Source organism: Streptomyces sp. NPDC090798 (genome assembly GCF_044768965.1).
GTDB lineage: Bacteria > Actinomycetota > Actinomycetes > Streptomycetales > Streptomycetaceae > Streptomyces.
Map to the genome: position 1 here is coordinate 90965 of NZ_JBIVXA010000024.1, position 24100 is coordinate 115064.

The following is a 24100-nucleotide window of genomic DNA, read 5'->3' on the forward strand; positions in this document are numbered from 1 at the left end:
GACGGGTTGACCGGGGGTGGACGCGGGTCCGCCCCGGTCCCGATGAGCTCGGAACCGGGGCGGACCCTGGGAATCGTACGGGCGAGGCGTCCCCACCCCGCGCCCGTACTCGAAGCACCTGAAGCACCGGAGGTGCCAGCGGCGGTACGGGCGGTACGGGTGATCAGTGGGCGATCACCGGCACCTTGACCTCGTCCTCGGCACCGTCGCCCGCGCCGGAGGCCGCGGACATGTCCGGGCGGCCGGTGTTGACGAGGGTCGCGGCGATCGCGGCGGCGATCACCAGGATGCCGACGGCGAACCAGATGGCGTTGGTGTAGCCGTTCACCATGCCCTGCAGCTGGACGAGCTGCTGCTGCGACTTGGAGGCGGCACCGGCGATGTGGTCCTTGATGTACGAGGTGGTCGCCGAGGCGGCGATCGTGTTCAGCAGGGCCGTACCGATCGCGCCGCCCACCTGCTGCGAGGTGTTGACCATCGCGGAGGCGACACCGGCGTCCTTCGGCTGGACACCGTACGTGGCCAGGGACATGGCGGGCATGAACGCCGTACCCATACCGAGGCCGAGCAGCAGCTGGGCCGGGAGCAGCAGACCCGCGTAGGAGGAGTTGATCTCCATCTGGGTCAGCAGCAGCATGCCCACGGCGGCCAGGGCGAAGCCCGGTGCCATCAGCAGCCGCGGCGCGACGCGGGTCATCAGACGGGCGCCGATCTGGGTGGAGCCCGTGATCATGCCCGCGATCATCGGCAGGAAGGCGAAGCCGGTCTTGACCGGCGAGTAGCCCTTCACGATCTGCAGGTAGTAGGTCAGGAAGAGGAACAGGCCGAACATCGCGATGATCGCGAGGCCGAGCGAGAGGTAGACACCGCCGCGGTTGCGCTCGGTGATGACGCGCAGGGGCAGCAGCGGGGCCTTGACCTTGGACTCGGTGAAGACGAAGGCCGCGAGCAGCACCGCGGAGGCGACGAACAGACCGATGGTGGTGGAGTCGCTCCAGCCGTTGGACTCGGCACGGGTGAAGCCGTAGACCAGGGAGACCAGACCCAGGGTGGAGAGGATGACACCGGGGATGTCGAGCGGCGAGCGGTTGCGACCACCGGCCGGCTCACGGATGACGAAGTACGCGCCCAGGGCGGCGATGATCGCGAACGGGATGTTCACGAAGAACGTCCAGCGCCAGTTCAGGTACTCGGTGAGGAAGCCGCCGAGGATCAGGCCGACGGCGCCACCGCCACCGGCGATCGCACCGTAGATGCCGAACGCCTTGGCGCGCTCCTTGGCGTCGGTGAACATCACCGCGAGCAGCGAGAGCGCGGCGGGCGCGAGCAGTGCGCCGAACGCGCCCTGCAGGGCGCGGGCGCCGAGCATCATGGCCTCGCCCTGCGCGGCGCCGCCGAGGGCGGAGGCGCCCGCGAAGCCGATCAGACCGGTGACGAAGGTGCGCTTGCGGCCCCACAGGTCGGCGATACGGCCGCCGAAGAGCAGCAGACCGCCGAAGGCGAGGGCGTAGGCCGTGATGACCCACTGACGGTTGCCGTCCGATATCCCCAGGTCCTGCTGGGCGGAGGGCAGCGCGATGTTCACGATGGTCGCGTCGAGGACGACCATCAGCTGGGCGAGCGCGATGAACGCGAGCGCTTTCCAGCGGTTGCTGTGTGCGTCGGCGAGTTCGGCCGCCGACGTTGCCGAGGCTGAGGTGCCTGATTCAGACATGGGGATACCCACTCCGGTACTTCGCAGTGAAAAAGGGTGAGGGAAGGTCACGGGAGCCTGGCGGCTCGTCGTCGTCGACGGCCGCAGGCTTCCGGAAGCTGGTCGTGAAGCTGGTCGTGAAGCTTGTCGTGAAGCTTGTCGGACTAAGGACTGGACTGGCGCTGTGCGCCTATCTCATCGGTCAGGTGGTCAGGCTGTTCGAAGGTCCTCCACGGTGGCCGCCACTCCGGGCAGTACGGAGCGGGCCGGTGCCCGCAGACCGTCCAGGAACAGCTGCAGATGACGGTGAACGAAGCGGTCGATGCCCTGGCACGCGGTGCCGGGCAGCGGCCGGGTGAGCTGACTGACGGCGATCATCAAGTCGCCGGACTCGACGTCGGGACGCAACTGCCCGGCCTCGCGGGCGCGCCTCATCAGCGCATCGATCATCTCCATGGTCCGCTCGCGTGCGGCGAACAGATCCGGATGGTGCTGATCGAAGGCTTCGGAGAGCATGGGACACAGGGCGCCGATCCGCTCGTCCGCCGCGAAGTGCACGAAGTCGCTCAGCGCCTGGAAGGCGTCGCCGCCCTCGGCGAGAGCCGACTCGATCCACTCCGACGTGCGGTCCATGACCGAGCAGACGACCTCCCGCGCGAGCGCGTCGCGGTCCGGGAAGTTGCGGTACACCGTGGCGTTGCCGACACCGGCGCGGCGGGCGATCTCGTCGAACGGCACATCGGGGCCGAACTCGACGAACATCTCACGCGCGGCGGCGACGATCCGCTCCCGGTTGCGCAGGGCATCGGCGCGGGGCCGGGGCACGCGACGCTTCACGGGGGTGGCGGTCTCCACGGTGTACTCCTCAGACGTAGGTGTAGGAAGACTGTGGCGCGATCCGGGGAATCCATCCCCGCTTCGCTCGGACACATGGCTAAACGGGGAAACCGTCCCCGGTTATTTCCCGCATTCCCAGAGATCTGATGTGACCTGCGTCACTTGGTTTCGGGGGTGGGGTGGGGGGGGTGGCCGGGCGTCCGTCTGGCGTGAGGGACGGCCAGGAGTCCGACGTGGTGCGCGGCCTGGAGTCGGGCGTGACGGGTGGCCCCCGACGTCCGGCGAGGGGGACGGCCCGGCGTCCGGCGTGGGGGGCGGCCAGGATTCCGGCGTGACGGACGGCCGGGCGTCCGTCTGGCGTGAAGGACGGCCAGGAGTCCGACGTGACGGGCGGCATGACCGACGGCCCGGCGTCCGCCGTGACGACAGGCCGAGCATCCGGCCAGGCTCCCGGCGCAGATCCTGCGCCGCGCGCGGCCGAGCATCCGGCGGGGCACGCGGCCCGGAGTCCAGCGTGACTCCAGGCCGGGCATCCGCCACGACTACCGACGGAGCATCAGGACGGCTCCCGGCAGAGCCTCTGGCGACTTCCGGCAGAGCATCCCGCGCAGCGCACGGCCAAACATCCGCCGTGACCACCGGCCGAGCGTCGGGGGCGGCTCCCGGCAGGGGATCCGGCGCAGCGCACGGCCAAGCATGTGGACTCCCGGCCAAGCATCCCGCGCAGCGCATGGCCGAACATCCGGCGCGGCTCGCAGCTCAGCCTCCGTCCCAGCCACAGCTCAGCCTCGCCCCCGCCCCAGCTCAGCCGCCTTCCCCGCCGCAGCTCGCACCCGCCCCCGCCGCGGCTCGGCACGCACCCGCCCGCGCCTGGGCGTCCGCCCCAGCCCGCGCCCGAGCGTCCGCCCCGGGCCGTGGCCAAACCACTGACGCGGCTCCCGTCACCCCTACCCCGGCAAGAAACCCACGTTCGGTCTCTTCCAGCGCGCGCCCCCGCATCCCCCGTCACAGGGTGATCGCACAGGGTGCAGCCGGTGACCGGGCGGCTGCCGTGAGCGAAGGGCCCCTGCATGCAGCCGATGCAGCCCACCAGCCGCCGGATACGCTCGCGCCGCGTGGCCGCCCTCGCCACGGTGACCCTTCTGACGCTGACGGTCAGCACCTCCGCCGGCACCGGTCACCTCCCGGCGGGCTCCACGACGGCGGGCTCCATCGCGCTGGCCCGCTCCACGGCGCTCGGTCCCTGCATGATCAGCGGCGCGATGGGCGTACAGATGGGAGAGGGCATACCGACCCAACCCGGGTACGCCCGCTCCACCGGCATCGTCCGAGCCCTCACCCTGATGGTCGACTTCTCCGACGCGCCCGGCCCGGGCAGCGCACTCGACCGGCTCGCCGAGTTCTTCCCGCAGACCCAGAACTGGTTTCGCACCAGTTCCTACGGCCGCCTCGACTACCGCCCCGAGACCCCCATCCACCACTGGCTGCGCATGCCCAAGCCCTTCAAGGCGTACGGCATAGAACGCGGTGCCCCCTTCGACCCCGGCTACCGCGATCTGGTCCAGGACATAGTGGCCACGGCCGACCCCGAGGTGGACTTCCGCTCGTACGACCTCCTGAACGTGCTGGTGACGCCGAACGCCGGGCCCTCCGCCCTGGACACCGTCCTGTCCGTCACCTTCGCCGGCAACACCGAGGCACCCATCGCCGACGGCGTCCCCGTCTCCAACGCGTCCTTCGTCTACAGCCGCCAGGACGACGGCTCCGGCTCCTACGCCGAGACCGGCTACCGGGTACTCCCCCACGAGAACGGCCACACCTTCGGCCTGCCCGACCTCTACACCCCGGAGGGCGGAGGCGCGGTCGGCCACTGGGACATCATGAGCGAGGACTGGGGAGCCGACAACGACCTCCTCGGCTGGCACAAGTGGAAGCTGGGCTGGCTCGACGAGTCGCAGGTCAGATGCGCCGCGTCGCCCGGGACGACGGAGTACACCCTCACCCCGCTGTCCCGGCCCGGCGGCGAGAAGCTGGTCTTCGTACCGACTGGTACCAAGACGGGGTACGCCTTCGAACTGCGCACCCACGACGGCAACGACTCCGCCGTCTGCCGCCCCGGCATCCTCATCTACAAGGTCGACGCGGGCGTGGACACCGGAAACGGCCCCATCACCGTCTACGACTCCAAGCGCCACAGCGGCGGCTGCACCCGCAGCCCCAACGTCCACGCGGAACTCTCCGACGCCCCCTTCACCCCCGGCGAGTCCTTCAAGGACCCCAAGACCGGCATCACGATCTCGGTCACGGCGACCGATCCGAACGGTGACTACCGGGTGTCCGTCACGCGCCACTGACCGGTCTCTCCGCCGCCCCCGACCGGCTGTTCCCTCCTTCGCCCGACCGGTCTCTCCCCGCCGCTCGCGTTCTCCGACCTGCTGACCTGGCCGTGCAAGGGCTACGGTGTCTGTTCTGAGTCTCTTCGGAGATCCGCGACTGCGTCTCTTCAGAGATCCACAACGGAGAGCCCATGCCATCGAACGTCGCACCGGCCCCCGGGACCGGCACCAGCAGCGCCGCGAGCGCCGAGGCCGCGGTGCCCGCGGAGGCCGTCACCCCCCTCATCCGCGGTATCGCCGTACTGCGGCGGCTGACCGACGCCGACGGAGTGTCCAGCCTCAGCGGTCTGGAGCGGTCCACCGGGCTCGCGCGCTCCACCGTCGACCGGATCACCGCGACCCTGGCGCGCCGGGGGTACGTACGCCTCGACGGCCGCGACGCCGTCCTGGCCCCCCGTCTGATGGAACTCGGCAACGCCTATCTGGCCGCCCTGCGGCTGCCCCGCCTCCTCGACGCGCACGCCGACGCCCTCGCCGACGAGCTCGACGAGTCCGTCTCGCTCGCGGTCGGCGACCAGGACGGCATCCGCTTCATCCATCAGGCGACCCGGCGCCGCGCCATGTCGCTGAGCTTCCGCATCGGCGACCTGCTGCCCGCCGAACGCACCGCGCCCGGCCCGCTGTTCGCCACCGAGTGGGGCGAACGGGAGTGGGCGCGGTGGCACGAGCGGCGCGCGGCCGACCCGGAGGACCGGGGGTTCCCGGCGGTCCCGGCGCGAAGCCGACCGATCGAGTACGGCGAGGACGACGGAAACGGCGAGAAGGACTGGAACGGCGCGTACCGCACGAACGGCAAGAACGGCAAGAACGGCAGGAACCTCGCGGACGGGAAGGACCTTGCGGGAAGGAAGGGCCTCGGAGTCGGCACGGACCTCACAGTCGGCAAAGGCCTCACAGTCGGCAATGACCTCGCGGCGGGCAGGCCGGAGGAGCCGGGCGCCGGCCGAAGCGCACGTCGACTCCCCGCCCTCGGCGACGACTTCGAGCAGCGTACGACCGAGGCGCGGGAGGCCGGCTGGGCGCTGGACGACCAGTTGATCGAACCAGGTCTGGTCGCGCTCTCCATGCCCGTACGGGAGGCGGGCCGCATCGCCTGTGTGGTGAGCGTGGTCAGCCACACCAGCCGGCACACCGCGGCCGATCTGCGCGACACCCTGCTGCCCCGACTGCGGGAGGCCGTCGCCGCGATGGAACGGGAACTGCGCGAGGCGCAGCACGCCGAATCCGCCACGCCCACGCCCCGCGCCACCGCCGCCCCCTCCGGCCTCGCCGTCTGGACCGGCGCCTCCAAGCAGGAACTGGGCCGGGAGTTCATCGAGTCGCTGGCCCGGGGCCTCACCGTCATCACCGCCTTCGGCGAGGGCCGCGCCGAACTGAACCTCACCGAGGTCGCCCAGGCCACCGGACTCGCCCGGGCGACCGCCCGCCGCGCACTGATCACCCTGGAACACCTCGGATACGTCACCGCGCACGACCGCGTCTTCCGCCTCACCCCCCGTGTGCTCGGCCTCGGCTTCCCTCCCCTGTCGCGGACCTCGCTCGCCGAGATCGCCGCCCCGCACCTCACCGAACTCTCGCAGCGGCTGCACGACTCGGTGTCGCTGGCGGTCCTGACCGGCGACGAGATCCAGTACACGGGCCGCGTCTCCACCAGCCGCGTCATGAGCGTCCACATCACCATCGGCACCCGCCTGCCCGCGTACCCCACCGCGCTGGGCCGGGTGATGCTGGCGGACCTGCCCGAGCCCCCGCTCACCGAACTGCTCCCGCTGACCCCCCGCACGATCACGGACCCCGCTCGGCTGAAGGCCGTCCTGGACCGCGTACGGGAAGAGGGGTACGCCCTGGTCGACGAGGAGTTGGAGGTGGGGCTGCGCTCGGTCGCGGTGCCGGTGCGCGAGCGCGGTGGGCGGGTCGTGGCCGCCGTCAATGTCGCGATGCACAGCAGCCGCCGTACGACCGAGGAGTGCGTTGCCGAGGTGCTGCCGGAGTTGCGGGCCACGGTGGGGCGGATCGAGGAGGACCTGTGGGTGGCGGGACGGTTTCGCCGGGTACCGCGGACGTGACGCGTCGGCGCGCGCACCTCTTCCGGCGACCGTTTGAGACCGGCTGAGACTGCCTGAGACCGTCTGGGACCGCTTGAGCACGTGAACGCCCGTGTCCGGGCCACGGGGAGGTGGTCCGGACACGGGCGGGAGCATGTGGGGGATGCGCCCATGGGCGTCAGTGGGTGAGCCCCGCGAGCCCGGCCGACGCGGCCTCGGACCCACCCTCGTCCGGGGCTCCGGCGGGCCCGCTGCCGTCCCGCATCAGGAAGACGGCGAGGACGGCCGCGACCAGGACTCCCGCCCCGCCCGCCAGGAAGCTCGCCGACATCGCGCTGGTGAAGGCGTCATGGGCGGAGGCGAGGAGGGACTTGTCGCCGGTGCGGGCGGCTACGGCGAGGGCGTCGCCGATCGAATGGCGGGCGGTGGCCGGGGCGGTGGCGGGCATGTGGCCGGTGAAGGTGCTGGAGAGGACCGCACCGAGGACGGCGACACCGAGCGCGGCGCCGGCCTGCTGGACGGTGTCGTTGAGCGCGGAGCCCACACCGGCGTGCTCGTCCGGGATCGCGCCCATCATGGCCGCCATCGCAGCGGGCATCGTCAGCCCCCCACCGGCACCCATCAGGCACATGGCACCGGCGAGCACTCCCCACCCACTCTCCGGGTTCAGCGTGGACAGCAGCCCGAACCCGGAGGCGATGACGAGGAGCCCGAAGACCGCCATGGCGCGGTTGCCGGTCTTCGGCAGCAGGGCGGCGCCGACGCTGTTGAAGGCGAGGGTCGCGAGGGCCAGCGGGGTGAAGGCGAGGCCGGTCTGGGTGGCGGAGTAGCCGAGGACGAACTGCAGGTACTGGGTCAGCACCAGCATCAGGCCGCCCTGCGCCAGGGTCAGCAGCACGAGGGAGAAGCTGGCGCCGGTGAAGACACGGTTGCGGTAGAGCGAGACCGGGATCATCGGCGAGGAGCAGCGGCTCTCCCACACCCCGAATCCGACCAGCCCGAGCACGGCGACGCCGAGCGAGAACTGCGTGCCCTGCTGACTCAGGCCGGCCTTGGGAAACTCGATGATCGTCCAGATGAGCGCGGTCATGCCGACCATCGACAGCACCATGCCGATCGGGTCGGCCTTGCGCCAGGGCCCCTTGGACTCGGGCATGAGGACCAGCGCGGCGACGATCGCGAGACCGGCGATGGGAATGTTGAGGAGGAAGACGACCCCCCACCAGAAGTGGGCCAGCAGCGCGCCGCCGACGACCGGACCGCCGACGAGCCCGACCATGGCGACGGCGCTCCAGGCGGCGATGGCCTTGGGCCGCTCGGCGTCGTCGAAGACGGTGATCAGGATCGACAGCGTGCTGGGCATGATCAGCGCACCTCCGACGCCCATCAGCACCCGTCCCAGGATCAGCGCCCCGGGCGTGGCGGCCTCCATGGCCACCACAGAGGCCGCCCCGAAGAGCGCGAGCCCGATGACCATCACCTTCCGCCGCCCGAACTTGTCGGAGAGGCTGCCCGCGGTCAGCAGCAGCCCGGCGAAGACCAGCATGTACGAGTCGAGGATCCACTGGAGGTCCTGGGCGCTGGCCTTCAGATCCTCGGCGATCGTCGGGATCGCCACGGTGAGAACCATGTTGTCGACGACCAGCACCAGGGTGCTGAGGCACAACACGATCAGGATGAGCCAGCGACGCGGATGACGGTCCATCTCACTACCTCTCGAACAACAGGCTGAGCCGCACACACCGTGCGCTCCGTGGAACACCGTACGGCGATGCGCACACTGTACGCAAGGGAGAACGCCGTACGATTCCATCACCACCCGTACGCATCCTGCGCATGCTGTGCGCTACGGTGGCCGGACCGGGAGAGAGGAAGCCGAATGTCCCCCCAGAAGCAGGCCGAAGCGGAGCCGCCGCCGCCCGTCCAGTCGGTGTGGACCCGCCCCCGGGCCGGCCGCGAACAGCCTGCGCTGAGCCGGGACCAGATCGTCGCCGAGGCGCTACGCCTGCTCGACTCCGACGGCATCGACGCCCTGAGCATGCGCAAGCTCGGTACCCGCCTCGGCGCCGGAGCCACCTCGCTCTACCGTCACGTGGCCAACAAGGACGAACTCATCGAGCTGGCCATCGACGAGATCTACGGCGAGATCGAGATCCCCGGGTCCACCGGCCCCGCGACCTGGCGCACGGACGCGACCCTCTGCGCCCAGAGCCTGCGCGCGACGATGCTGCGCCACCCGTGGATCGCCTCGGTGCTCGGCGAGATGGGCATGTCGTACCTCGGCCCGAACGCGATGCGCCTGGCCGAGTTCCTGCTCGCCCTCTTCACCCGCGCGGGCCTGCCCACGACCGAGGCCGACCAGGCCGCCTCGACCCTCGTCGCCTACGTCACCGGCATGGCCACCAGCGAGGCCGCCTACCTCAACGTCCTCGCCCGCAGCGGCCACACCGAACAGCAGTACGTGGAGAGCCTCTGGCCCACCGCCGAACAGGCCGCCGAGTCCTACCCCCACCTCCGCGAGGGCTACGCCGAACAACGCGGCAAGGATCCCCGCACCGCCCGCGACGAGAACTTCCGGTACGGCCTCGACCGCGTCCTGGACGGCCTGGAAACCCGAATCACCCACTGACCGAACGCCAGAACCCCCACCCCACCGAATCCGCTACGCTAGTCGCCGGGTCTCAACGAGATCCCCCCGCCTTCGTAGCTCAGGGGATAGAGCACCGCTCTCCTAAAGCGGGTGTCGCAGGTTCGAATCCTGCCGGGGGCACAGAGAAACACCTGGTCAGAGGCCCTTCCGTCCAGCGGGCGGGAGGGCCTTCGTCCTCGCAGCACACATATGGCACACATGCCGCTGCGGGCAGAGGTGGGGAGCTGTGCGAGATGCCCGCGAAGGAAGAGCTGGCCCGTCGCCGGTACGAGAAGCTGGTCGACCGGCTTGAGTCGCTGATGCGGGGCGCTCTGAAGCCCGAGTACGAGGGTTACTACGGACAGCTGATCCTCGGCGCGGACGATCTTGCAGAGATGGGCGAACTCAAGGACGTCCGGCGTGCCGCCAGGGAGGCGGGACGGCGTCTCGACTGGAAGACGACCACGCACCTCGTCGGCGGGAGGCTCTTCGTGCTCGACGAGCGTGAGGTGCCCGAGAGGATCGAGCGGTTGGCTGGGGATGCGGCCACTGGTGCGATGGACCGGTTCTGGGAGGAAAGCCGCCGGCCGCGACTGACCTGATCCAAGGCAGAGGCACAAGGGGCCACCCCACCGCTCAGCGCGGCGGGGTGGCCCTTTCTGCTACGGCTCCCCGGCACGGATCAGGCACACATCACGCGGAATCTTCCTCCAGGGCCGCCACCATTTCGGCGGCCTCGCGAGCCTTCCTCGCCGCCTTCTCCAGCTTGGCCTTCGCCTTGGCCAACTGCTTGGCGCGGCGCTTGTGCATCTTCTTCGAGACCTCATCCAGGCGGTCCGGGAAGAGATGCCCGTACGTGTCCAAGGTCAGCGTTGCGGACTTGTGGCCCAGCATCGTCTGTACGACGTTGACGTCTGCCCCGCTGGCGATGGCGAGTGAGGCTGCCGTGTGCCTCAGCTTGTGCGGGGTGACCTTGAGGTGCCCCAGCCCGGCCTTCACGACCGCCAGCGCGAAGAATCGCTGGCGGAAGTTGCGGGCTCGCAGCGGCCCACCCTGCGGGGCGGTGAAGAGCAAGTCGTCATCCCTCCTCCCCTGGACGTGGGGCTTCAGCTCGTCGGCCAGGAACCGCGGGATCGGTACGGACCGGCGCTCGTGGTTCTTAGGGGTGTCGAGGTAGAGCTTGCCGTTGTCCTCGGCGTACGCCTCCACGATGTGAGCCCGGCAGGCGTCCAGGTCGACGCGGCCCACTCTCAGCGCGGACGCCTCGCCCCAGCGCAGGCCGGTGTAGGCCAGCAGCAAGATGAACACCCGGTAGGCGCCTGACGCGTTGGCCAGGGCGTCGACCTGCATGTCGTCGAGGTACACGTGGTCCGCCGGCATCGCCTTCGGCAGGGGCACGCCGACAGCCGGGTTGACCGCCAGACGACGAGCCTTGACCGCGTAGCCCAGAACGCGACTGAGGACGACGTACGCCTTGCGGACCGACAGGGGACTGAGCTTCCTACCGCCGGTCGCCTCGCCGGACAGCAGATCCGCGAGCCACTCCGCGATGTCCTCGAAGTGGATGCGGTCCAGCGGGGTGGTGCCCCACTTGGGGATCACATGGACGTCGAGAACACCGCGGTAGCGAGCCCTGGTTGAGCGCTTGAGATGAAGCTGCGCTGCCAGCCAGGACTCCGCCACCTCTGCGAACTTCACGCGGGCGGCGGCCGGGTCACGGTAGGAGCCGTCGTTGAGACGGGACTCCATCCTCGTCCGCTCTGCCTCGGCGTCGACCTTGCGGGTGAAGGTCTTCATCTTCGGCTTGCCGTCGGGGTCGTACCAGCGCACGCGGTAGCGCCCCGGCGGCGTACGCCCCGCCCTTTTGGCATCCGCCACGGCCCGTACGTACGCCGCGTGCCCTATGCGGTCCTCAATCCAGACCCGCGCCAACTAGCACCCCCTCCGGTCATCACAAGACGCCGACGGGAGCGGCAGGAGCAGGCCCGCGGGTGAAACGCCGAGCGCTGTGGCGAGGGCGACGAGGTCGTCTACGTCGCAGCGGCGACGGGCGCGTTCGGTGCGCCTGAGGGCGGTGTTGGCCATCGGGCGGCCCAGTGCGGTGCAGCGGGCGGCGAGTTGGTGCTGGGTCAGTTCGCGCACCAGACGTAGGTGCTCGATGGCGCGGGCGGTGTGGAGGCCGGCGGGGCCTATTTCGACAGGTCGGTTGGGCATGACAGATAGCTTTAACTTGCAGCCGGCCGTCATGGCAAGAGTTAGTTCTTAAACTCTCCAAAAGGCGTCCGGGGGCGAAGTGGTGTTCGTCTCTTCGAATTCCGGCACATCACGAGCCGTCTCAGCGGGGAGGTTGTGCTACCTTCCCTCCGCGTCAAAAATGTGGGCGATTTGAGCGGCTATCGGCTGCGGTGTCCGGAGGGCTGACCGTGTCACTGCTGCCTGCTGGACGCCGCCTCTGAGCTGCTGAGGTATCGGATTCCGGCACCTCAGCCGGTCGCTTCTCCACAGAAAATTCCTGCTTCCGCGAGAGCGATTTCGGCAACCGGGGATCCGCCCTTACTGTTTTGGTCTTCCCGGCCACGCCGAGAGAAGTAGCCGGGTTCAGAATCCACTCTGGACGCTTCCGCTGGTGATGTGGCTGTGTTGCCCACGCCTGCCATCGAAAACCCTGATTCCGATATGGAGACCTCATTGCCGAACCACTCCCCGCGCCTTGTCGGCGCCGAGCGTGACCAGCTCGCCACTCCCACCGACGTGGCCGCTTACCTCGGGGTGCCGGTGAAGACGCTCTACCAGTGGAAGTACCGGGGCATCGGCCCCAGCGTCCACAAGGTCGGCCGTCACCTGCGCTACCGCTGGCGGGAGGTGGACGCGTGGCTGGACGCCCAGACGTCGTACGACCTCACGGCCTGACCCCGCGTCTGACGCGGACAACGAAGCGGCCCCCGGCGCGCCAACGCCGAGGGCCGAAGACTTCCCAACGGATCGCCCATCCCTGAACGAACGAGCTGGTGAGGGGCGGGACCTTGCCCGTCCTGCCCCTCGCCAGAGAGGAACGCCTATGGAGGACTCTACGTCCCCCACCACCACGAACACCTCCACCACCGCCTGGCCCACGCCCGCCGTCCCCGGCGAGGGCATCCCCTGGCACCGCCGGGACCAGACGGACACACCGTCCCCCGCATCGGGGACCGTCGAGCACTCGGCAGACGCGGAAGCACGCGGCCCCCAGCCTCCCTTTGACACGGCTGCTCTTGGGGACCGTCCCCGCGACGTGCACGCTGCCCGGTCCCCGCACGTCACGGTCCCCGTATCGACATCCGGTGCAAACCCGCAGGCCAACGCCGTGAAATCGGGGACCGGTCCCCAAGAGGCTGCAGTTGCACCAGGGGACCGCAACGGGGACCGTGAGCACGGTCCCCGCCAGTCACTGGGGACCGACACACCCGTGGCGGACACCGCCCAGCAGGAGGGGACCGGTCCCGTCGACGCACGGGGACCGGATCACGAGGTCGGTCCCCGGCCTCCTCGGCGACCGGCAGACCCCGTGAAACAGGGTTCCGGTGAGGGCGCGGAACTACTGGATGAATTGCGGGTGGCGATCGGCAAGTACGTCGTACTGCCTAGTGACGAGGCGCTGACCGCAGTCACCCTGTGGGTGGCGGCCACGCACATCCAGACCGCTCTGCAGCACGCGCCGCGTCTGGCAGTCGTCGGCCCGACGAAGGGCTGCGGCAAGTCCCGGGTGCTGGACGTGCTCCACGAGACCGTCCACCAGCCGATCATGACGGTGAACATGTCCACGGCCGTGCTCTTCCGCGTCATCGGCAAGAACCCACGCACGCTCCTGGTGGACGAGGCCGACACCATCTTCAGCAAGGCCGGCGACAACGAGGAACTGCGCGGCCTGCTGAACGCCGGACACCAGCGCAACCGGCCCGCCTGGCGCATCTCCGGACCAGAGCACAAGCCGACCCCGTATCCGACCTTCGCCATGGCCGCACTCGCCTCGATCGGCGACCTGCCCGACACGATCACGGACCGGGCGGTCGTGCTCCGCATGCAAAAGCGCAAGCCGGGCGAGAAGGTGACCCCGTTCCGCTCGCGCTACGCCACACCGGAACTGAACGCGCTGCGGGACAAGCTGTCCGCCTGGCTGGGGCCGCTGCGCGGCCCGGCCGGCCGCATGGCGCCGCCCATGCCGGTGGAGGACCGGGCGGCGGACACCTGGGAACCACTGGTCATCATCGCCGACCTGGCCGGCGGCCACTGGCCCGCCCGTGCCCGTGCGGCCTGCGTGGCGATGACCCGGTACGAGGCCGTCCAGGACGAGCAGACCAACCTGAAGACACGGCTGCTGCGCGACATCCACCGCGTCTTCGAGGCACACGGCAACCCCGAGGCCCTGTCCTCCCTGGATCTGGTCACCGCCCTGCTCCAGGACCCCGAGGCCCCCTGGGCAGAGCACGGCACCAACGGGCTCAACGCCTACCACCTGGGCAGAATGCTGCGGGACTTCGACATCCGCCCGGCCAACTACCGGTTCGACAAGGGCAGGCAGGCCAAGGGGTACGCCCGTAACCGGTTCCTCGACAGCTGGGCCCGCCACTGCCCCGACCTCACCGAGACGGCGCCCGCACACGATGCCACGCCCGCGCGCCCGGCCCAGGGCAAGCCGCCCGCCTCCCCGGCGGGCCAACCGCCCATCGGCCCGCCCGGCGGCCCCGCCGGCCCCAAACGCGCCCGCTGACCCTCCTCCCTCTGGGTCCGTGTCACTGCGTCGCATCCGTCCCCGCGCAGGTCAGCGCGGGGACGGATGTCCTCACGGGGACGGATTTCTCCGTACCTGGCCGAGTGTCCGTACCTGTCCTGACCAGGCATGGGACGCATGCGACGCACGTGACACACCTCCCGCCCCCTCACCACCGGAGCACCCCCATGCAGGAACAGCACCACGAACTCCCCACAGCACAGCAGCCGACGCACACCACCTCAGCCCCAAACAGCGCAGCAAGTTGTCGGGTAAGGAGTCCTTACCCGGCCCCCGCCCCAGGGGACGCGGAGGCATCCGGCGCAGGGGCACCGGCGTCGGCCGGCCCGGGGGAGCCGACCGAGACTGGGGGCAGCGAGCCGTCGTCGAACGTGCCGCAGCAGCCTGCGCCGCGTCGCCGTCTGCGTGACAAGCAGCTGCGCGAGCGCCGCGTCCATCCCCGCTACAACGACGACGAGTTCGCCCTCGTCCAGAAGGCCGCCGCCCTAAGCCGCATGCAGCCCGGCGGCTACGTCGCCGAGTGCGCGCTCGCCGCCGCCCGCGCCGACGACCCCACCGCGGCAGCCGCCGACTACCGCGCCATGGTCAAGGCGCTGTTGGCCGCCAACCGGCAGCTCGGTGGCATCGGCAACAACCTCAACCAGCTCACATGGCACCTCCACAAGGATGGCGCCTGGCCCCACCCCGACACCGTCCAACGGCTCCTTGACCGCGTCGAGGCATCCGTCGCCGAGGTGGACACCGCGGTCGCACAGATCACAGAGGGGCGGTGAACCATTGATCCCGAAGATCATCCTCGGCAAGGGGCCACAGGCCACGCGCCGCACAATCGGCTACCTCTTCGGCAAGGGCCGGGCCAACGAGCACACCGACCCGCACCTGGTGGCCTCCTGGAACGACTTCGCCCCCGACCCCGGCCGCAGCCCCCACCGCGACCCCAAGGACGTGGAGGCCCAGCTCACCGCGCAGCTCGACCAGCCCATGACGATGCTGGGCGACAAGGCGCCCAAGTACACCGTGTGGCACTGCCCCGTCCGCGCTGCACCTGAGGACCCGATCCTCACCGACGCCCAGTGGGCCGGCATCGCCCGCCGGATCGTGGCCGCCGCCGGCATCGCCCCCGAAGGCGATACGGAAGCCTGCCGCTGGGTCGCTGTCCGCCACGCCGACGACCACATCCACATCACCGCCACCCTCGTCCGCCAGGACGGCCGCCGCCCCCGGCGTGATTACGACCAGCGTGCCGTGCAGCGCGAGGCCCGCCAGATCGAGGCCGACTACGGGCTGCGGCGGTTGAAGCCGGGCGATGGCACCGCCGCCAAACGCTCCACCAGCAAGGAGCACTTCAAGGCCAAGCGCCTGGGCCAGGACGCCACCTCCCGCGAGATGCTGCGCCTGCGTGTCCGCCGCGCGATGGCAGCCGCCTCCACCGAGGCCGAGTTCTTCGCCCTGCTGGAAGCGACGGGCGTCACCGTGCGCCTCAAGCGCGGCCCGTCCGGCGACGCGCTCGGCTGCAACTTCGCCCTGCCCGGCGACACCAACGACAAGGGCGAGCCTGTGTTCTACGCGGGCTCCACCCTCGCCCCTGACCTCTCCCTCCCTCAGATTCGGAAACGGCTCGCCACCACCAGTCCGGAACCTGTCTCCGTCCGGCCGGGCAGCCCGTGGCACCAGGCCACCGCCGCCACCGAACGCATCCCCCACCACCTCACCCACAGCGACGACCCCACGGCCCAAGGACAGTTGATGGCACTCGGCGCCGCACTGGACCTCCTGCCGGTCACCGCACCGGCCGCGCTCAAGGCCGAACTCGAACAGGCCGCCGCTGTCTTCGAACGCGCCACCCGCTCCCGCATCGCCGCTGACCTCGACAGCACTCGCGTCCTGCGCCGCAGCGTCCAGGCCATCTGGCGGGAGAGGCCCCAGGACGGTGACGGGACAGGATTCGCGATGCTCCTGGACGCCATGCTCACCGCCGTGGCGTTCGCGATGCACTGGCACCGCACCCGCCAGCACGCCCAACAGGAGGCGGCAGCCGAGCAGACCCTCGTCCACCTGCAGGTCGCGTACGCGCAGGTCGCCGGCCGGGCCCTGACGGACCTCGCGCGCCGCTCCCCCGGCCTCCAGACCAAGCGCCGCTACGCCCACCACCTCCAGCAGGCGGTACCAGAACACGCCGAGCGCATCCTCAACGACCCCGCCTGGGACGCACTCGCCACCGTGCTCGCCGAGGCAGAAGCGGCAGGACACAACTCGGCCACCGTCCTCGACCAGGCGCTCGGCCAGCGCACCCTGGACGATGCCCGCAGCCCCGCCCGCGCACTCACCTGGCGCATCCGCCGCCTCGGCGAACGCCACGCCCCCGGCCCGCAAGCCGAGGCAGCCAGGGCTCGCAGCGCCACACCACGCCCGGCCGCTCCCGTCCAACCAGCGGCAGCCACTCCAGCGCCGCAGCCGCCACCGGCACGGCGGCGCTGATCACGGCCGCACGGACACCGTGGGAGTGAGCAATTCCAGCGCCTCCTCCCAGCGGTATCGGTCCGCGCCGCCCCCGGCCTTCGGCCGGTGAGGCTCGTACGAACCGACCAGGACGCCCATCTCGCGCAACCGCTCCAGGCTCTGCCGGTACGCGGGATGGGCGGCCTGGGCCGAGTTCACGTACGGCAGGACGGCGGTGGGGATGCCCATGCCGTACGCCTCGCACAGGATGCCCAGCGCGAGGGTGTCCGAGATCCCTGCCGCCCACTTGTTGACCGTGTTGAAGGTGGCCGGCGCCACCGCGATGGCGTCGGCGGGCGGCAGCGGGCGAGGGTCGCCGGGTGAGCGCCAGGCCGAGCGGATGGGGTAGCCGGTCTGGGCCTCGACCGCCCCCGTGTCGATGAACCCCAGGCCCTGCGGAGTGGTGATGACACCGACGTCCCAGTTCGCCTCCTGAGCAGCCGTGATCAGCTTGCCGACGTCGCCGGCGACTCCGGCCGCGCACACGACGACGTACAGGAACGGCTTCTTGGCCTGCTGGTCGGGCTGGTCGCTCACGCGGGGACTCCCAATTGACGGCTGAAGTGATGCAGTGCGGGCAGCGTACGGTGGCGGTCGCGGGCGGCCATATCCGCGACCAGTTCCCGGACGGCGGGGCGGCGGATGTCCTGGGCCGCGCAGCTCTCGGCGATGCGCAGCGCCTGGTATCCGTCGGCGAGGCGGCCCTGCTGGTTGTAGGCGCGGGCGGCCTCGACCCACAGGGCGGCGCGGCGCTCGGGGACGGGAATGTGGCGGCGCATGAGGGGGCGGGCGGTCTTCAGGGCGATGCCTGCGTCGCCGAAGGAGACGGCCGCGCTGACCTGGTGGAGGGCGACGTTGGTGGGGCTGAAGTTCGCCCAGGCGTCGGGCCGGTCGAAAGTGACGTAGCGCGCGACTTCCCGGGCCTCGGTGAGGAAGTCCTCGGTGGTGTCGCGGTCGCCGTTCCTGCTGGCGGCGGTCGCCCCGCGGAGCAGTAGCAGGCCGACCGCTGCCAGGTAGCGTGGCGGGCGCTGGTCGTAGGAGCCGGTGAGCTGGTCGGCGGTGTGGCGGATGATGTTCACGGCCTGTGCGGTGTGCTTCTCGCGGACGAGGACGTGGGCGTGAACGCGGACGCTGGCGGCGAGCGCGACGGGGTCTCCGGACCGTTCCGCCTCGGCCATGGCGCGACCGGCCGCGAGCCAGGCGTTGCCTTGGTCGGCTCGCTTCAGCAGCAGGCTCACTGACGTCTGGTAGGCGGTCGCGAGCAGTGCGGACGCGTCGGCCGAGCCGGATGAGCCGTCGGCGGCCTGACGCAGGTCGGCGATCAGACCCGGCAGGGTCCGCTCCAGCTCGGTGTAGTCGCACGTGCAGAACAGCCGGCGTGCGGTCCGTGTTCGGTCGCGTAGCTCGCTGATACCCAGGGCTTGGCCGGTGGCCACGGGAGTGGTGCCGGGCAGCAGGACCTGGACCAGATCGTGATGGGGTGCGGCGGGCGAAGACTGAGCCGCAAGCGCGGTGATGCCGGCGGCGAGGAAGGTACGGCGGTGCATGTCCTCTGTCTCAGGGTCCGAGGGGCTGGCATTCGAAGCGGCGGCGAGGCCAAGGCGGTGCGGTGGAATGTCCAGCACCTGCGCGACCTCGCGCAGCATGCGGACGTCCTGTGTGCCCCGGCCACTCTCCAGGCGGCTCACCTTCGACTGGTGATACCCCAGTGCGGCGGCGACGTCCTTCTGGGAGCGCCGCTGTAACACGCGTGCCTGACGGATCACTTCACCGATCCGTCTCGCTTCACTCTGTGCCTCGGCCATCTGTGCCACGGCTCCTCCTGCCGTCGCCGATCCTGCCTACTCAACCGAGCGTAGCCGAGGGCCAATTGGCGGTGATGCAGCTCCTGCATAGGTGATGCAGCCCCAGCACACGGCCTGGTTCCGCTTGTCCCTGGCGCGGTTGCGTGGAGGAGCAGCACCGATCCAGGAGGCCGCTCATGGAAGTGCACCACGTCCGTTTTCCCGTTTCCTGCACGTCCGCTGCCGCGGCGTGCGCGCGGCAGCGGCTCGCGGGTGCGATACGAGCGTGGGGTGCCTTCCTGGAGCCGGAGCTCCTGGAGACGGCGGAGCTGGTGGCAGCTGAGCTGATCACGAACGCAGTACGGCATGCAGGAAAAGGGCCCATCTCGGCCGGTGCCCGCTTGAGCGATGCGCGTCTGCTGATCGAGGTGACCGACACCAGCCCCGACGTCCCGCAGGTCGGTCTGCCCGGCGGGGACGAGGAGGGCGGACGCGGCCTGTTCCTCGTCGCCGCGCTCGCGGATCGCCACGGGTTCGATCCAATGCCGGCAGGCAAGCGCTGCTGGGCCGAGTTCGAGGTCAGCGATCCGGTCGAGACCTCACGCCCCCTTCCCTTGCAGAGGAGTTGACTGTTGACAGCCGTACGGATTCCCCCAGTCGCCGCCGAAGTAGTTGCCGTCCGGCCGGGCAGCCCACTGACCGGTTCCGTGACTGTCGACGGGTCCAAGAACGCCGCCCTTCCGCTGCTGGCCGCCGCCGCTGCGCTGAACCGCCCGGTGCAGCTGGCCAACGTTCCGGCGAACACGGACGTCGAGACCATGCTCACCCTGCTTCAGCAGACCGGCTGGCACACGGCCCGTCCCGTCAGCGATCCCGACACCGTGATGATCCTGCCGAGCGACACATCCCAGCCGGGACCTGCCGCCGAGACCGCCGCCCGCATCCGGGCCTCGTACTACCTCGTACCCGCACTGCTGGGCGCCTACGGGCGGGCCCGGCTTCCCTGGCCGGGCGGCTGCCGGATCGGGCAGCGCGGGATGGAGCAGCACTTCAAGGTCTACGAGCGGTTCGGCGACCGCACGACCGTCGACGACCACGGGTACGTCGTGGAGGCAGCAGCCGCCCGAACCGCCGAAACGGTTTCGATCACGCTGCCCTTCCGCTCCCGGGGCGCGAGCATCGCCGCTCTCCTGCGTGCGGCCGTAGCCGGACGGCCGCTGCGTCTTGGCCAGCCGAACCTGTCACCAGAAGTGCTCAGCGTCGTCGGCGCGTTGCGGATGGCCGGGTGGGAGTGCCGCGTCAGCGAGTCCGCCCTGGCGCTCGTACCGCGCCCGTCCACCCCTGTGGAGACCATCGCCTGCCGCGTACCCGGCGACAAGATCGAGGCCGGCACCCTGGCCTGTGCGGTCGCGGTGACCGGCGGCGACGCACGCATCTGCGGCGTGAGCGGCGATGACGTGACTCCGCTGGTCACCGCCCTGCGACAGCTTGGCGTGCCCGCCGCCACCGAGGACGGTGTGCTCACCGTGCGGGCCCAGGACGCCTGCCCCACCGACAAGCCGCTACGAGCCGTCGCCTCCCTCTCCCCCGGCGGTCTGGACGCCGACTTCGAACCACCGCTGATGGCGTTGGCCCTCACCCGCCCCGGCACCCATCTGTTCGCCGACACCATCAACCCCGGCCGCCACGGCAACCTGTTGCCCCAACTCGCCCGCCTGGGTGCCGAGATCCACGAGCACTCGTCCACCGAGTGCCGCTTCACCGGCCCGCAGTACCTGAACGGCGCCGGGGTGGAAGCCACCGACATCCGCACAGGCTCCGCCCTGCTCATCGCCGGCCTCACCGCCCGCGGCGTCACCACCCTCGGCGGGCTCGAACAGCTCCGACGCGGCCATGCCGACCTGCCCACCAAGCTGCACGCCCTCGGCGCCGACATCTGCGAGGTCAACCCATGAGCCGACAGCTCCGGCGGATCATCGCCACGACCGACGTGCACTCCGCCCTCGACTCGGCCGCCCCGATGCTCACCCACCTCCACGCCGCCAAAGCCGACAGCCTGATCGTGGACTGCGGCGACTTCTTCGAGGGCAGCGGCTTCTATCGCTTCGGCAAGGGCCGGATCGAGCACGAGATCCTCAGCGGCCTGTACGACCTGCTCGCACCGGGAAACCACGGCTGGACGCACTACTTCGAACCGGGGCTGCACGCGATGACCGTGTGCGCCAACGTAGCCGACGGCAACGGCAACCCCCTCTTCGACCGGGTACGCATCAAGCGCATCGGCGGCCACCGAGTCGCCGTCACCGCGGCGATCGGACCGCAAGCGTTCAACGCGATCCCCGCCGACCAGCGCACAGGCCACCATGTCGCCGATCCGGCCCAGGCCCTACGTGAGGTGATGCTGGAGCACCACCACCGCGCCGACGCCTGGGTGGTGTTGTCCCACTCCGGCTTCGATGAGGACCTGAAGCTCGCCGCCACGTGCCCGTTCGCGGACGTCATCTTCTCCGGCCACTGCCACAGCGACACCTACGGCCCCCTGCACGTCGGCGACACACTCGTCGTCAAGGGCCTCGAACTCGGCCGCGGATACGCCACCCCCGAGCCCGTCAGCGGCGGCTGGGTCACCCGCGCGTGCGCCTTCCCGGACTCGGCCGCGGTTCCCGGGGACCTCGCCGTGCTGCACGCCAAGATCGCCTTGGTCGCGCGGACGCTGTCGAGCCCGATCGGCACCGTGAACGAGCCTTATCGCAACACCACGTTGGACCGACGCCACCTGCTGACAGAGATCGCTGGCCGCCTGCACTCCGGTCTCGGCGCGGACGCGGTCATCCTCAACGAGACCGCCCTGCGCCTCACCCCGCTCGGCGACGTCCTGACCCTCGGCGACCTGCTGGCCATCGAGCCCTTCGACAACCAGCTCGTCCACGCCTTCCTCCCCGACGAACACGCTGATGTCCGCGACAAGCTGCTCGACCACCTAACCGAACGCGTCGGCCCTTTGGTCGTCACTCCCACACCCCTGCCGTTGCCGTCGGCGATACGCAGCGTGCTGACCACCGATTACCTCGCCGACAGCCACCTCGGCGGACGTACGCATCAGGCCGGGCTGCGGTTGGGGCAGGCCGTACGCCGCGTCCTGACCACGCTGCCCTTCCCCTCCACCTCCCACTTCGCCGAAGGAGGCGAGCAATGATCCTCACCGGGCACGAGATCACCGCCGCAGCACACGACGGCCGCCTGACCATCACCCCCTTCGAGCCGGACCAGGTCAACCCCAACAGCTACAACGTCCGCCTCGGCCCCACCCTGCTGACCTACACCGCCCCTGTAATCGACGCCCACCGACCCAACCCCACCCGCGCGATCGAGATCGGCCAGGGCGGATACGTACTCCAGCCCGGCGAGCTCTACCTCGGCCACACCCTCGAACAGGTCGGCTCCAACGCCTTCGTGCCACTGCTGTTCGGCCGCTCGTCCGTCGGCCGACTCGGACTGTTCGTCGAGATCACCGCCCCCATCGGAGACATCGGCTTCCACGGCCAGTGGACGCTGATGCTCTCTCCTGTCCGCCCCTTACGGGTCTACGCCGGCATGAAGATCGGGCAGATCATGTTCTTCGTCTCCACCGGCGCCATCGACCTCTACCGCGGCAAGTACCAGGCCGCCCACGGCCCGCAGCCATCGCGGTACTGGCAAGACATGGCAGGAATCGAGGCGGTCGCGTCGTGATCCTCACCGGCTCCGAGATCGACGCCGCAATCCAGACCGGCGAGATCACCATCGACCCCTACGACCCCGCCCGGCTCTCCCCGAACTCCTACGGCTGGCGGCTCGGCGGCACGATCCGTGTCTGCGCCGGCGCCTTGGACGCCGCCGTCCCCACCGCGTTCACCGAGCAGACCATCCCCACCATGGGCTTGGTACTGGAGCCCGGGCTGCTCTACCTCGGTGTCACGCACGAGCGGACGGGGTCGGAGGCGTACGCACAGATGCTCAACGGGAACCGCACCATCGGCTCCCTCGGCATCTGGGTGCACGTCTCCGCCCCGCTCGGCCACCAGGGCCACGCCATCCGCTGGACTCTGGAGATCCGCGCCGCCAAACCGGTTCGGATCTATCCGGGCATGACCTTCGGCAAGCTCGTCTTCCTCACCGCCTATGGCACCCCGGCCAGCTACCAGCAGCAGCCCGCCAAGTACGCGGCGACGGACGGCATCGACATCTCCCGACTCTACGAAGAGCTTCCCGGAGGAGTCCTGTGAGACCCGGGCCGATCACAGGGCCGATGGCTGCGACTTTTCTGGATCTGCCCGCCGGAAGCCCTGGTGGCAGCGTCGAGCTCTTCCTCGACCTCTATACCGGCGGCCGCCCCCTCATCCCCGCACGCGCCTTCATGCTGGGCCCGTCGGGCCACAGACACCGCGTCCCCGCCGGACTCGACCTGCTGTCCGTGGCCGGGAAGTGCCTTCAAGGCCCTGCCTTCGGCCGCTACGTCGCAGCCCTGCGCAAGGCTCTAGCAGTCGCGATCGACCCAGCTCAGGTCGGCGTACTGCACCTACAGCACCTCACCTTCGGCGCCACCCCCGCCCTGATCCGGGCGCTCCCACTGCATCCCCGTATCGCCCTGGTCCACGGCACGGACCTGATCTTCGCCGAGACCCATCGCGACCAGCTGCAGGTGCTGCGCGAGACCGTAAGGGCGGCCGACGCCATCGTCGTACCCACAGGGGCAATGGCCGACCGCCTCCGCAAGCTCGCCCCACACGTCGACCGCCGGAAGATCACCCTCATCCCCTGGGGCATCCCCGACCACCTGCTCACCGATCCGCCACCCCGGCCCGCCCGCACGTCCTCCAGCCACTTGCGCCTGCTCTACGCCGGACGGCTGACCTCCGAGAAGGGTGTCGAGGCCCTGATCAAGAGCCTGGCCCCAGTGCCGGGCGTCGAACTGAGCATGGCCGCGCCCAGAGCCCAATTCCATGCCCTGGCACCGCTGTTGCAACGGGCCGGCGTGAGAGCCCGCTACCTCGGCTGGCTCCGCCGCCCACAGCTGTGGAAAGCGTTCACCGAACACGACGTACTCGTCATGCCATCCACCACCCTGGAGGCCATGGGCCTGGTCGCCTTGGAGGCCCAAGCCTGCGGACTGCCCGTCCTCTACCAGCCCGTCCCCGGCCTCAACGAAGTACTCGCCGCCTCCGGCTCGGCCACCGACTTCACTCACTCCGCCACCCTCGCCCGAGACCTGGATCGGCTACGGACCGCACCCGGCCTCCTGCCCGCCCTGAGGCAGGCGGGCTACGCGAACGCCGCCCGCTACCCGCTCTCGTCGACCGCCCAGGCGCTGACCGACCTCAGTCGCCAGCTCGTCTGAAGAGGGCGAGCGGCCCTGATGGCGGCGCCCCGACAGCGAGTACGCCGATGCCGCGGCCGATGTCCGACACAC

At 70.3% G+C, this 24100-nt stretch carries 21 protein-coding genes and 1 tRNA gene; 15 read left to right on the forward strand and 7 right to left on the reverse strand.

Going from position 1 to position 24100, the window contains the following annotated elements; translation table 11 throughout:
- Positions 1-163: 163 nt before the first annotated feature.
- A complete protein-coding gene (locus ACIQTP_RS37675) occupies positions 164-1714 on the reverse strand; it encodes an MFS transporter (RefSeq protein WP_403408441.1) in 1551 nt (516 codons plus the stop codon).
- 189 nt (positions 1715-1903) lie between these two features.
- Positions 1904-2548 carry a TetR/AcrR family transcriptional regulator gene (locus ACIQTP_RS37680; protein WP_402041781.1) on the reverse strand — a complete coding sequence of 215 codons (645 nt, stop codon included), beginning with the start codon at positions 2546-2548 and terminating at the stop codon, positions 1904-1906.
- A gap of 1052 nt (positions 2549-3600) precedes the next feature.
- Between ACIQTP_RS37680 and ACIQTP_RS37685 the strand changes: the two genes are divergently transcribed.
- Both ACIQTP_RS37685 and ACIQTP_RS37690 read left to right on the forward strand, forming a co-directional pair.
- Entirely contained in the window at positions 3601-4884 is a 1284-nt protein-coding gene (locus ACIQTP_RS37685) for a M6 family metalloprotease domain-containing protein (protein WP_403408444.1), read from the forward strand.
- Positions 4885-5057: 173 nt separating this feature from the next.
- Positions 5058-6992 (forward strand): IclR family transcriptional regulator C-terminal domain-containing protein, encoded by a 1935-nt coding sequence (locus tag ACIQTP_RS37690; protein ID WP_403408446.1) that lies wholly within the window; start codon positions 5058-5060, stop codon positions 6990-6992.
- A gap of 157 nt (positions 6993-7149) precedes the next feature.
- Here ACIQTP_RS37690 and ACIQTP_RS37695 read toward each other — a convergent pair whose 3' ends face one another.
- Complete coding sequence (locus ACIQTP_RS37695; protein WP_403408448.1) at positions 7150-8676, reverse strand: MFS transporter; 1527 nt, start codon at positions 8674-8676, stop codon at positions 7150-7152.
- A 174-nt stretch (positions 8677-8850) separates the two neighbouring features.
- On the opposite strand from ACIQTP_RS37695, the gene ACIQTP_RS37700 reads away from it, so the two are divergent.
- From ACIQTP_RS37700 to ACIQTP_RS37710, 3 genes are all read left to right on the forward strand, one after another.
- Positions 8851-9600 carry a TetR/AcrR family transcriptional regulator gene (locus ACIQTP_RS37700; RefSeq protein WP_403408450.1) on the forward strand — a complete coding sequence of 250 codons (750 nt, stop codon included), beginning with the start codon at positions 8851-8853 and terminating at the stop codon, positions 9598-9600.
- A gap of 68 nt (positions 9601-9668) precedes the next feature.
- Positions 9669-9741, forward strand: a tRNA-Arg gene (locus tag ACIQTP_RS37705).
- Positions 9742-9854: 113 nt separating this feature from the next.
- Entirely contained in the window at positions 9855-10202 is a 348-nt protein-coding gene (locus tag ACIQTP_RS37710; protein ID WP_403408452.1) for a hypothetical protein, read from the forward strand.
- 91 nt (positions 10203-10293) lie between these two features.
- Here the strand turns inward: ACIQTP_RS37710 and ACIQTP_RS37715 are convergent, their stop codons facing one another.
- Together ACIQTP_RS37715 and ACIQTP_RS37720 are read right to left on the reverse strand one after the other, a co-directional pair.
- Positions 10294-11532, reverse strand: coding sequence for a tyrosine-type recombinase/integrase (locus tag ACIQTP_RS37715; protein WP_403408454.1), 1239 nt, complete (start codon positions 11530-11532; stop codon positions 10294-10296).
- Positions 11533-11814, reverse strand: coding sequence for an XRE family transcriptional regulator (locus ACIQTP_RS37720; RefSeq protein ID WP_403408456.1), 282 nt, complete (start codon positions 11812-11814; stop codon positions 11533-11535). It lies immediately after the preceding gene.
- A 474-nt stretch (positions 11815-12288) separates the two neighbouring features.
- Here ACIQTP_RS37720 and ACIQTP_RS37725 point away from each other — a divergent pair, with 474 nt between their 5' ends.
- The 4 genes from ACIQTP_RS37725 to ACIQTP_RS37740 all read left to right on the forward strand — a co-directional run bounded on the left by ACIQTP_RS37725 (position 12289) and on the right by ACIQTP_RS37740 (position 16846).
- Positions 12289-12510, forward strand: a complete 222-nt coding sequence (locus ACIQTP_RS37725) for a helix-turn-helix domain-containing protein (protein ID WP_344565145.1) — start codon at positions 12289-12291, stop codon at positions 12508-12510.
- Positions 12511-13186: 676 nt separating this feature from the next.
- The gene (locus ACIQTP_RS37730) at positions 13187-14347 is read left to right on the forward strand and encodes a DUF3631 domain-containing protein (RefSeq protein ID WP_403408565.1); all 1161 of its coding nucleotides are present in this window, start codon (positions 13187-13189) and stop codon (positions 14345-14347) included.
- A gap of 392 nt (positions 14348-14739) precedes the next feature.
- Positions 14740-15141 carry a plasmid mobilization protein gene (locus tag ACIQTP_RS37735; RefSeq protein ID WP_403408458.1) on the forward strand — a complete coding sequence of 134 codons (402 nt, stop codon included), beginning with the start codon at positions 14740-14742 and terminating at the stop codon, positions 15139-15141.
- Between the two features lie 4 nt (positions 15142-15145).
- On the forward strand, positions 15146-16846 hold the full coding sequence (locus ACIQTP_RS37740; RefSeq protein ID WP_403408460.1) for a mobilization protein: 1701 nt from the start codon (positions 15146-15148) through the stop codon (positions 16844-16846).
- Here ACIQTP_RS37740 and ACIQTP_RS37745 read toward each other — a convergent pair whose 3' ends face one another.
- Together ACIQTP_RS37745 and ACIQTP_RS37750 are read right to left on the reverse strand one after the other, a co-directional pair.
- Positions 16847-17404 carry a flavoprotein gene (locus ACIQTP_RS37745; RefSeq protein WP_403408462.1) on the reverse strand — a complete coding sequence of 186 codons (558 nt, stop codon included), beginning with the start codon at positions 17402-17404 and terminating at the stop codon, positions 16847-16849.
- A complete protein-coding gene (locus ACIQTP_RS37750) occupies positions 17401-18672 on the reverse strand; it encodes a helix-turn-helix domain-containing protein (RefSeq protein ID WP_403408464.1) in 1272 nt (423 codons plus the stop codon). Before ACIQTP_RS37750 ends, ACIQTP_RS37745 begins: the two co-directional genes overlap by 4 nt.
- A gap of 176 nt (positions 18673-18848) precedes the next feature.
- Here ACIQTP_RS37750 and ACIQTP_RS37755 point away from each other — a divergent pair, with 176 nt between their 5' ends.
- From ACIQTP_RS37755 to ACIQTP_RS37780, 6 genes are all read left to right on the forward strand, one after another.
- Positions 18849-19280 carry an ATP-binding protein gene (locus ACIQTP_RS37755; RefSeq protein ID WP_403408466.1) on the forward strand — a complete coding sequence of 144 codons (432 nt, stop codon included), beginning with the start codon at positions 18849-18851 and terminating at the stop codon, positions 19278-19280.
- 78 nt (positions 19281-19358) lie between these two features.
- Positions 19359-20606, forward strand: a complete 1248-nt coding sequence (locus ACIQTP_RS37760) for a UDP-N-acetylglucosamine 1-carboxyvinyltransferase (RefSeq protein WP_403408467.1) — start codon at positions 19359-19361, stop codon at positions 20604-20606.
- On the forward strand, positions 20603-21847 hold the full coding sequence (locus tag ACIQTP_RS37765; RefSeq protein WP_403408469.1) for a bifunctional metallophosphatase/5'-nucleotidase: 1245 nt from the start codon (positions 20603-20605) through the stop codon (positions 21845-21847). Before ACIQTP_RS37760 ends, ACIQTP_RS37765 begins: the two co-directional genes overlap by 4 nt.
- Positions 21844-22383, forward strand: a complete 540-nt coding sequence (gene dcd, locus ACIQTP_RS37770) for a dCTP deaminase (protein ID WP_403408471.1) — start codon at positions 21844-21846, stop codon at positions 22381-22383. Before ACIQTP_RS37765 ends, dcd begins: the two co-directional genes overlap by 4 nt.
- On the forward strand, positions 22380-22916 hold the full coding sequence (locus tag ACIQTP_RS37775) for a dCTP deaminase domain-containing protein (protein ID WP_403408473.1): 537 nt from the start codon (positions 22380-22382) through the stop codon (positions 22914-22916). Before dcd ends, ACIQTP_RS37775 begins: the two co-directional genes overlap by 4 nt.
- A gap of 23 nt (positions 22917-22939) precedes the next feature.
- Positions 22940-24028 carry a glycosyltransferase family 4 protein gene (locus tag ACIQTP_RS37780; RefSeq protein ID WP_403408475.1) on the forward strand — a complete coding sequence of 363 codons (1089 nt, stop codon included), beginning with the start codon at positions 22940-22942 and terminating at the stop codon, positions 24026-24028.
- Positions 24029-24100: the final 72 nt, after the last annotated feature.

Excerpts from the sequence above, each read along its gene's own strand:
- ACIQTP_RS37675 (WP_403408441.1), bottom strand. The coding sequence starts at position 1,714 with ATGTCTGAATCAGGCACCTCAGCCTCGGCAACGTCGGCGGCCGAACTC.
- ACIQTP_RS37685 (WP_403408444.1), top strand. The coding sequence starts at position 3,601 with ATGCAGCCGATGCAGCCCACCAGCCGCCGGATACGCTCGCGCCGCGTG.
- ACIQTP_RS37690 (WP_403408446.1), top strand. The coding sequence starts at position 5,058 with ATGCCATCGAACGTCGCACCGGCCCCCGGGACCGGCACCAGCAGCGCC.
- ACIQTP_RS37695 (WP_403408448.1), bottom strand. The coding sequence starts at position 8,676 with ATGGACCGTCATCCGCGTCGCTGGCTCATCCTGATCGTGTTGTGCCTC.
- ACIQTP_RS37700 (WP_403408450.1), top strand. The coding sequence starts at position 8,851 with ATGTCCCCCCAGAAGCAGGCCGAAGCGGAGCCGCCGCCGCCCGTCCAG.
- ACIQTP_RS37710 (WP_403408452.1), top strand. The coding sequence starts at position 9,855 with ATGCCCGCGAAGGAAGAGCTGGCCCGTCGCCGGTACGAGAAGCTGGTC.
- ACIQTP_RS37720 (WP_403408456.1), bottom strand. The coding sequence starts at position 11,814 with ATGCCCAACCGACCTGTCGAAATAGGCCCCGCCGGCCTCCACACCGCC.
- ACIQTP_RS37750 (WP_403408464.1), bottom strand. The coding sequence starts at position 18,672 with ATGGCCGAGGCACAGAGTGAAGCGAGACGGATCGGTGAAGTGATCCGT.
- ACIQTP_RS37755 (WP_403408466.1), top strand. The coding sequence starts at position 18,849 with ATGGAAGTGCACCACGTCCGTTTTCCCGTTTCCTGCACGTCCGCTGCC.
- ACIQTP_RS37765 (WP_403408469.1), top strand. The coding sequence starts at position 20,603 with ATGAGCCGACAGCTCCGGCGGATCATCGCCACGACCGACGTGCACTCC.
- dcd (WP_403408471.1), top strand. The coding sequence starts at position 21,844 with ATGATCCTCACCGGGCACGAGATCACCGCCGCAGCACACGACGGCCGC.
- ACIQTP_RS37780 (WP_403408475.1), top strand. The coding sequence starts at position 22,940 with ATGGCTGCGACTTTTCTGGATCTGCCCGCCGGAAGCCCTGGTGGCAGC.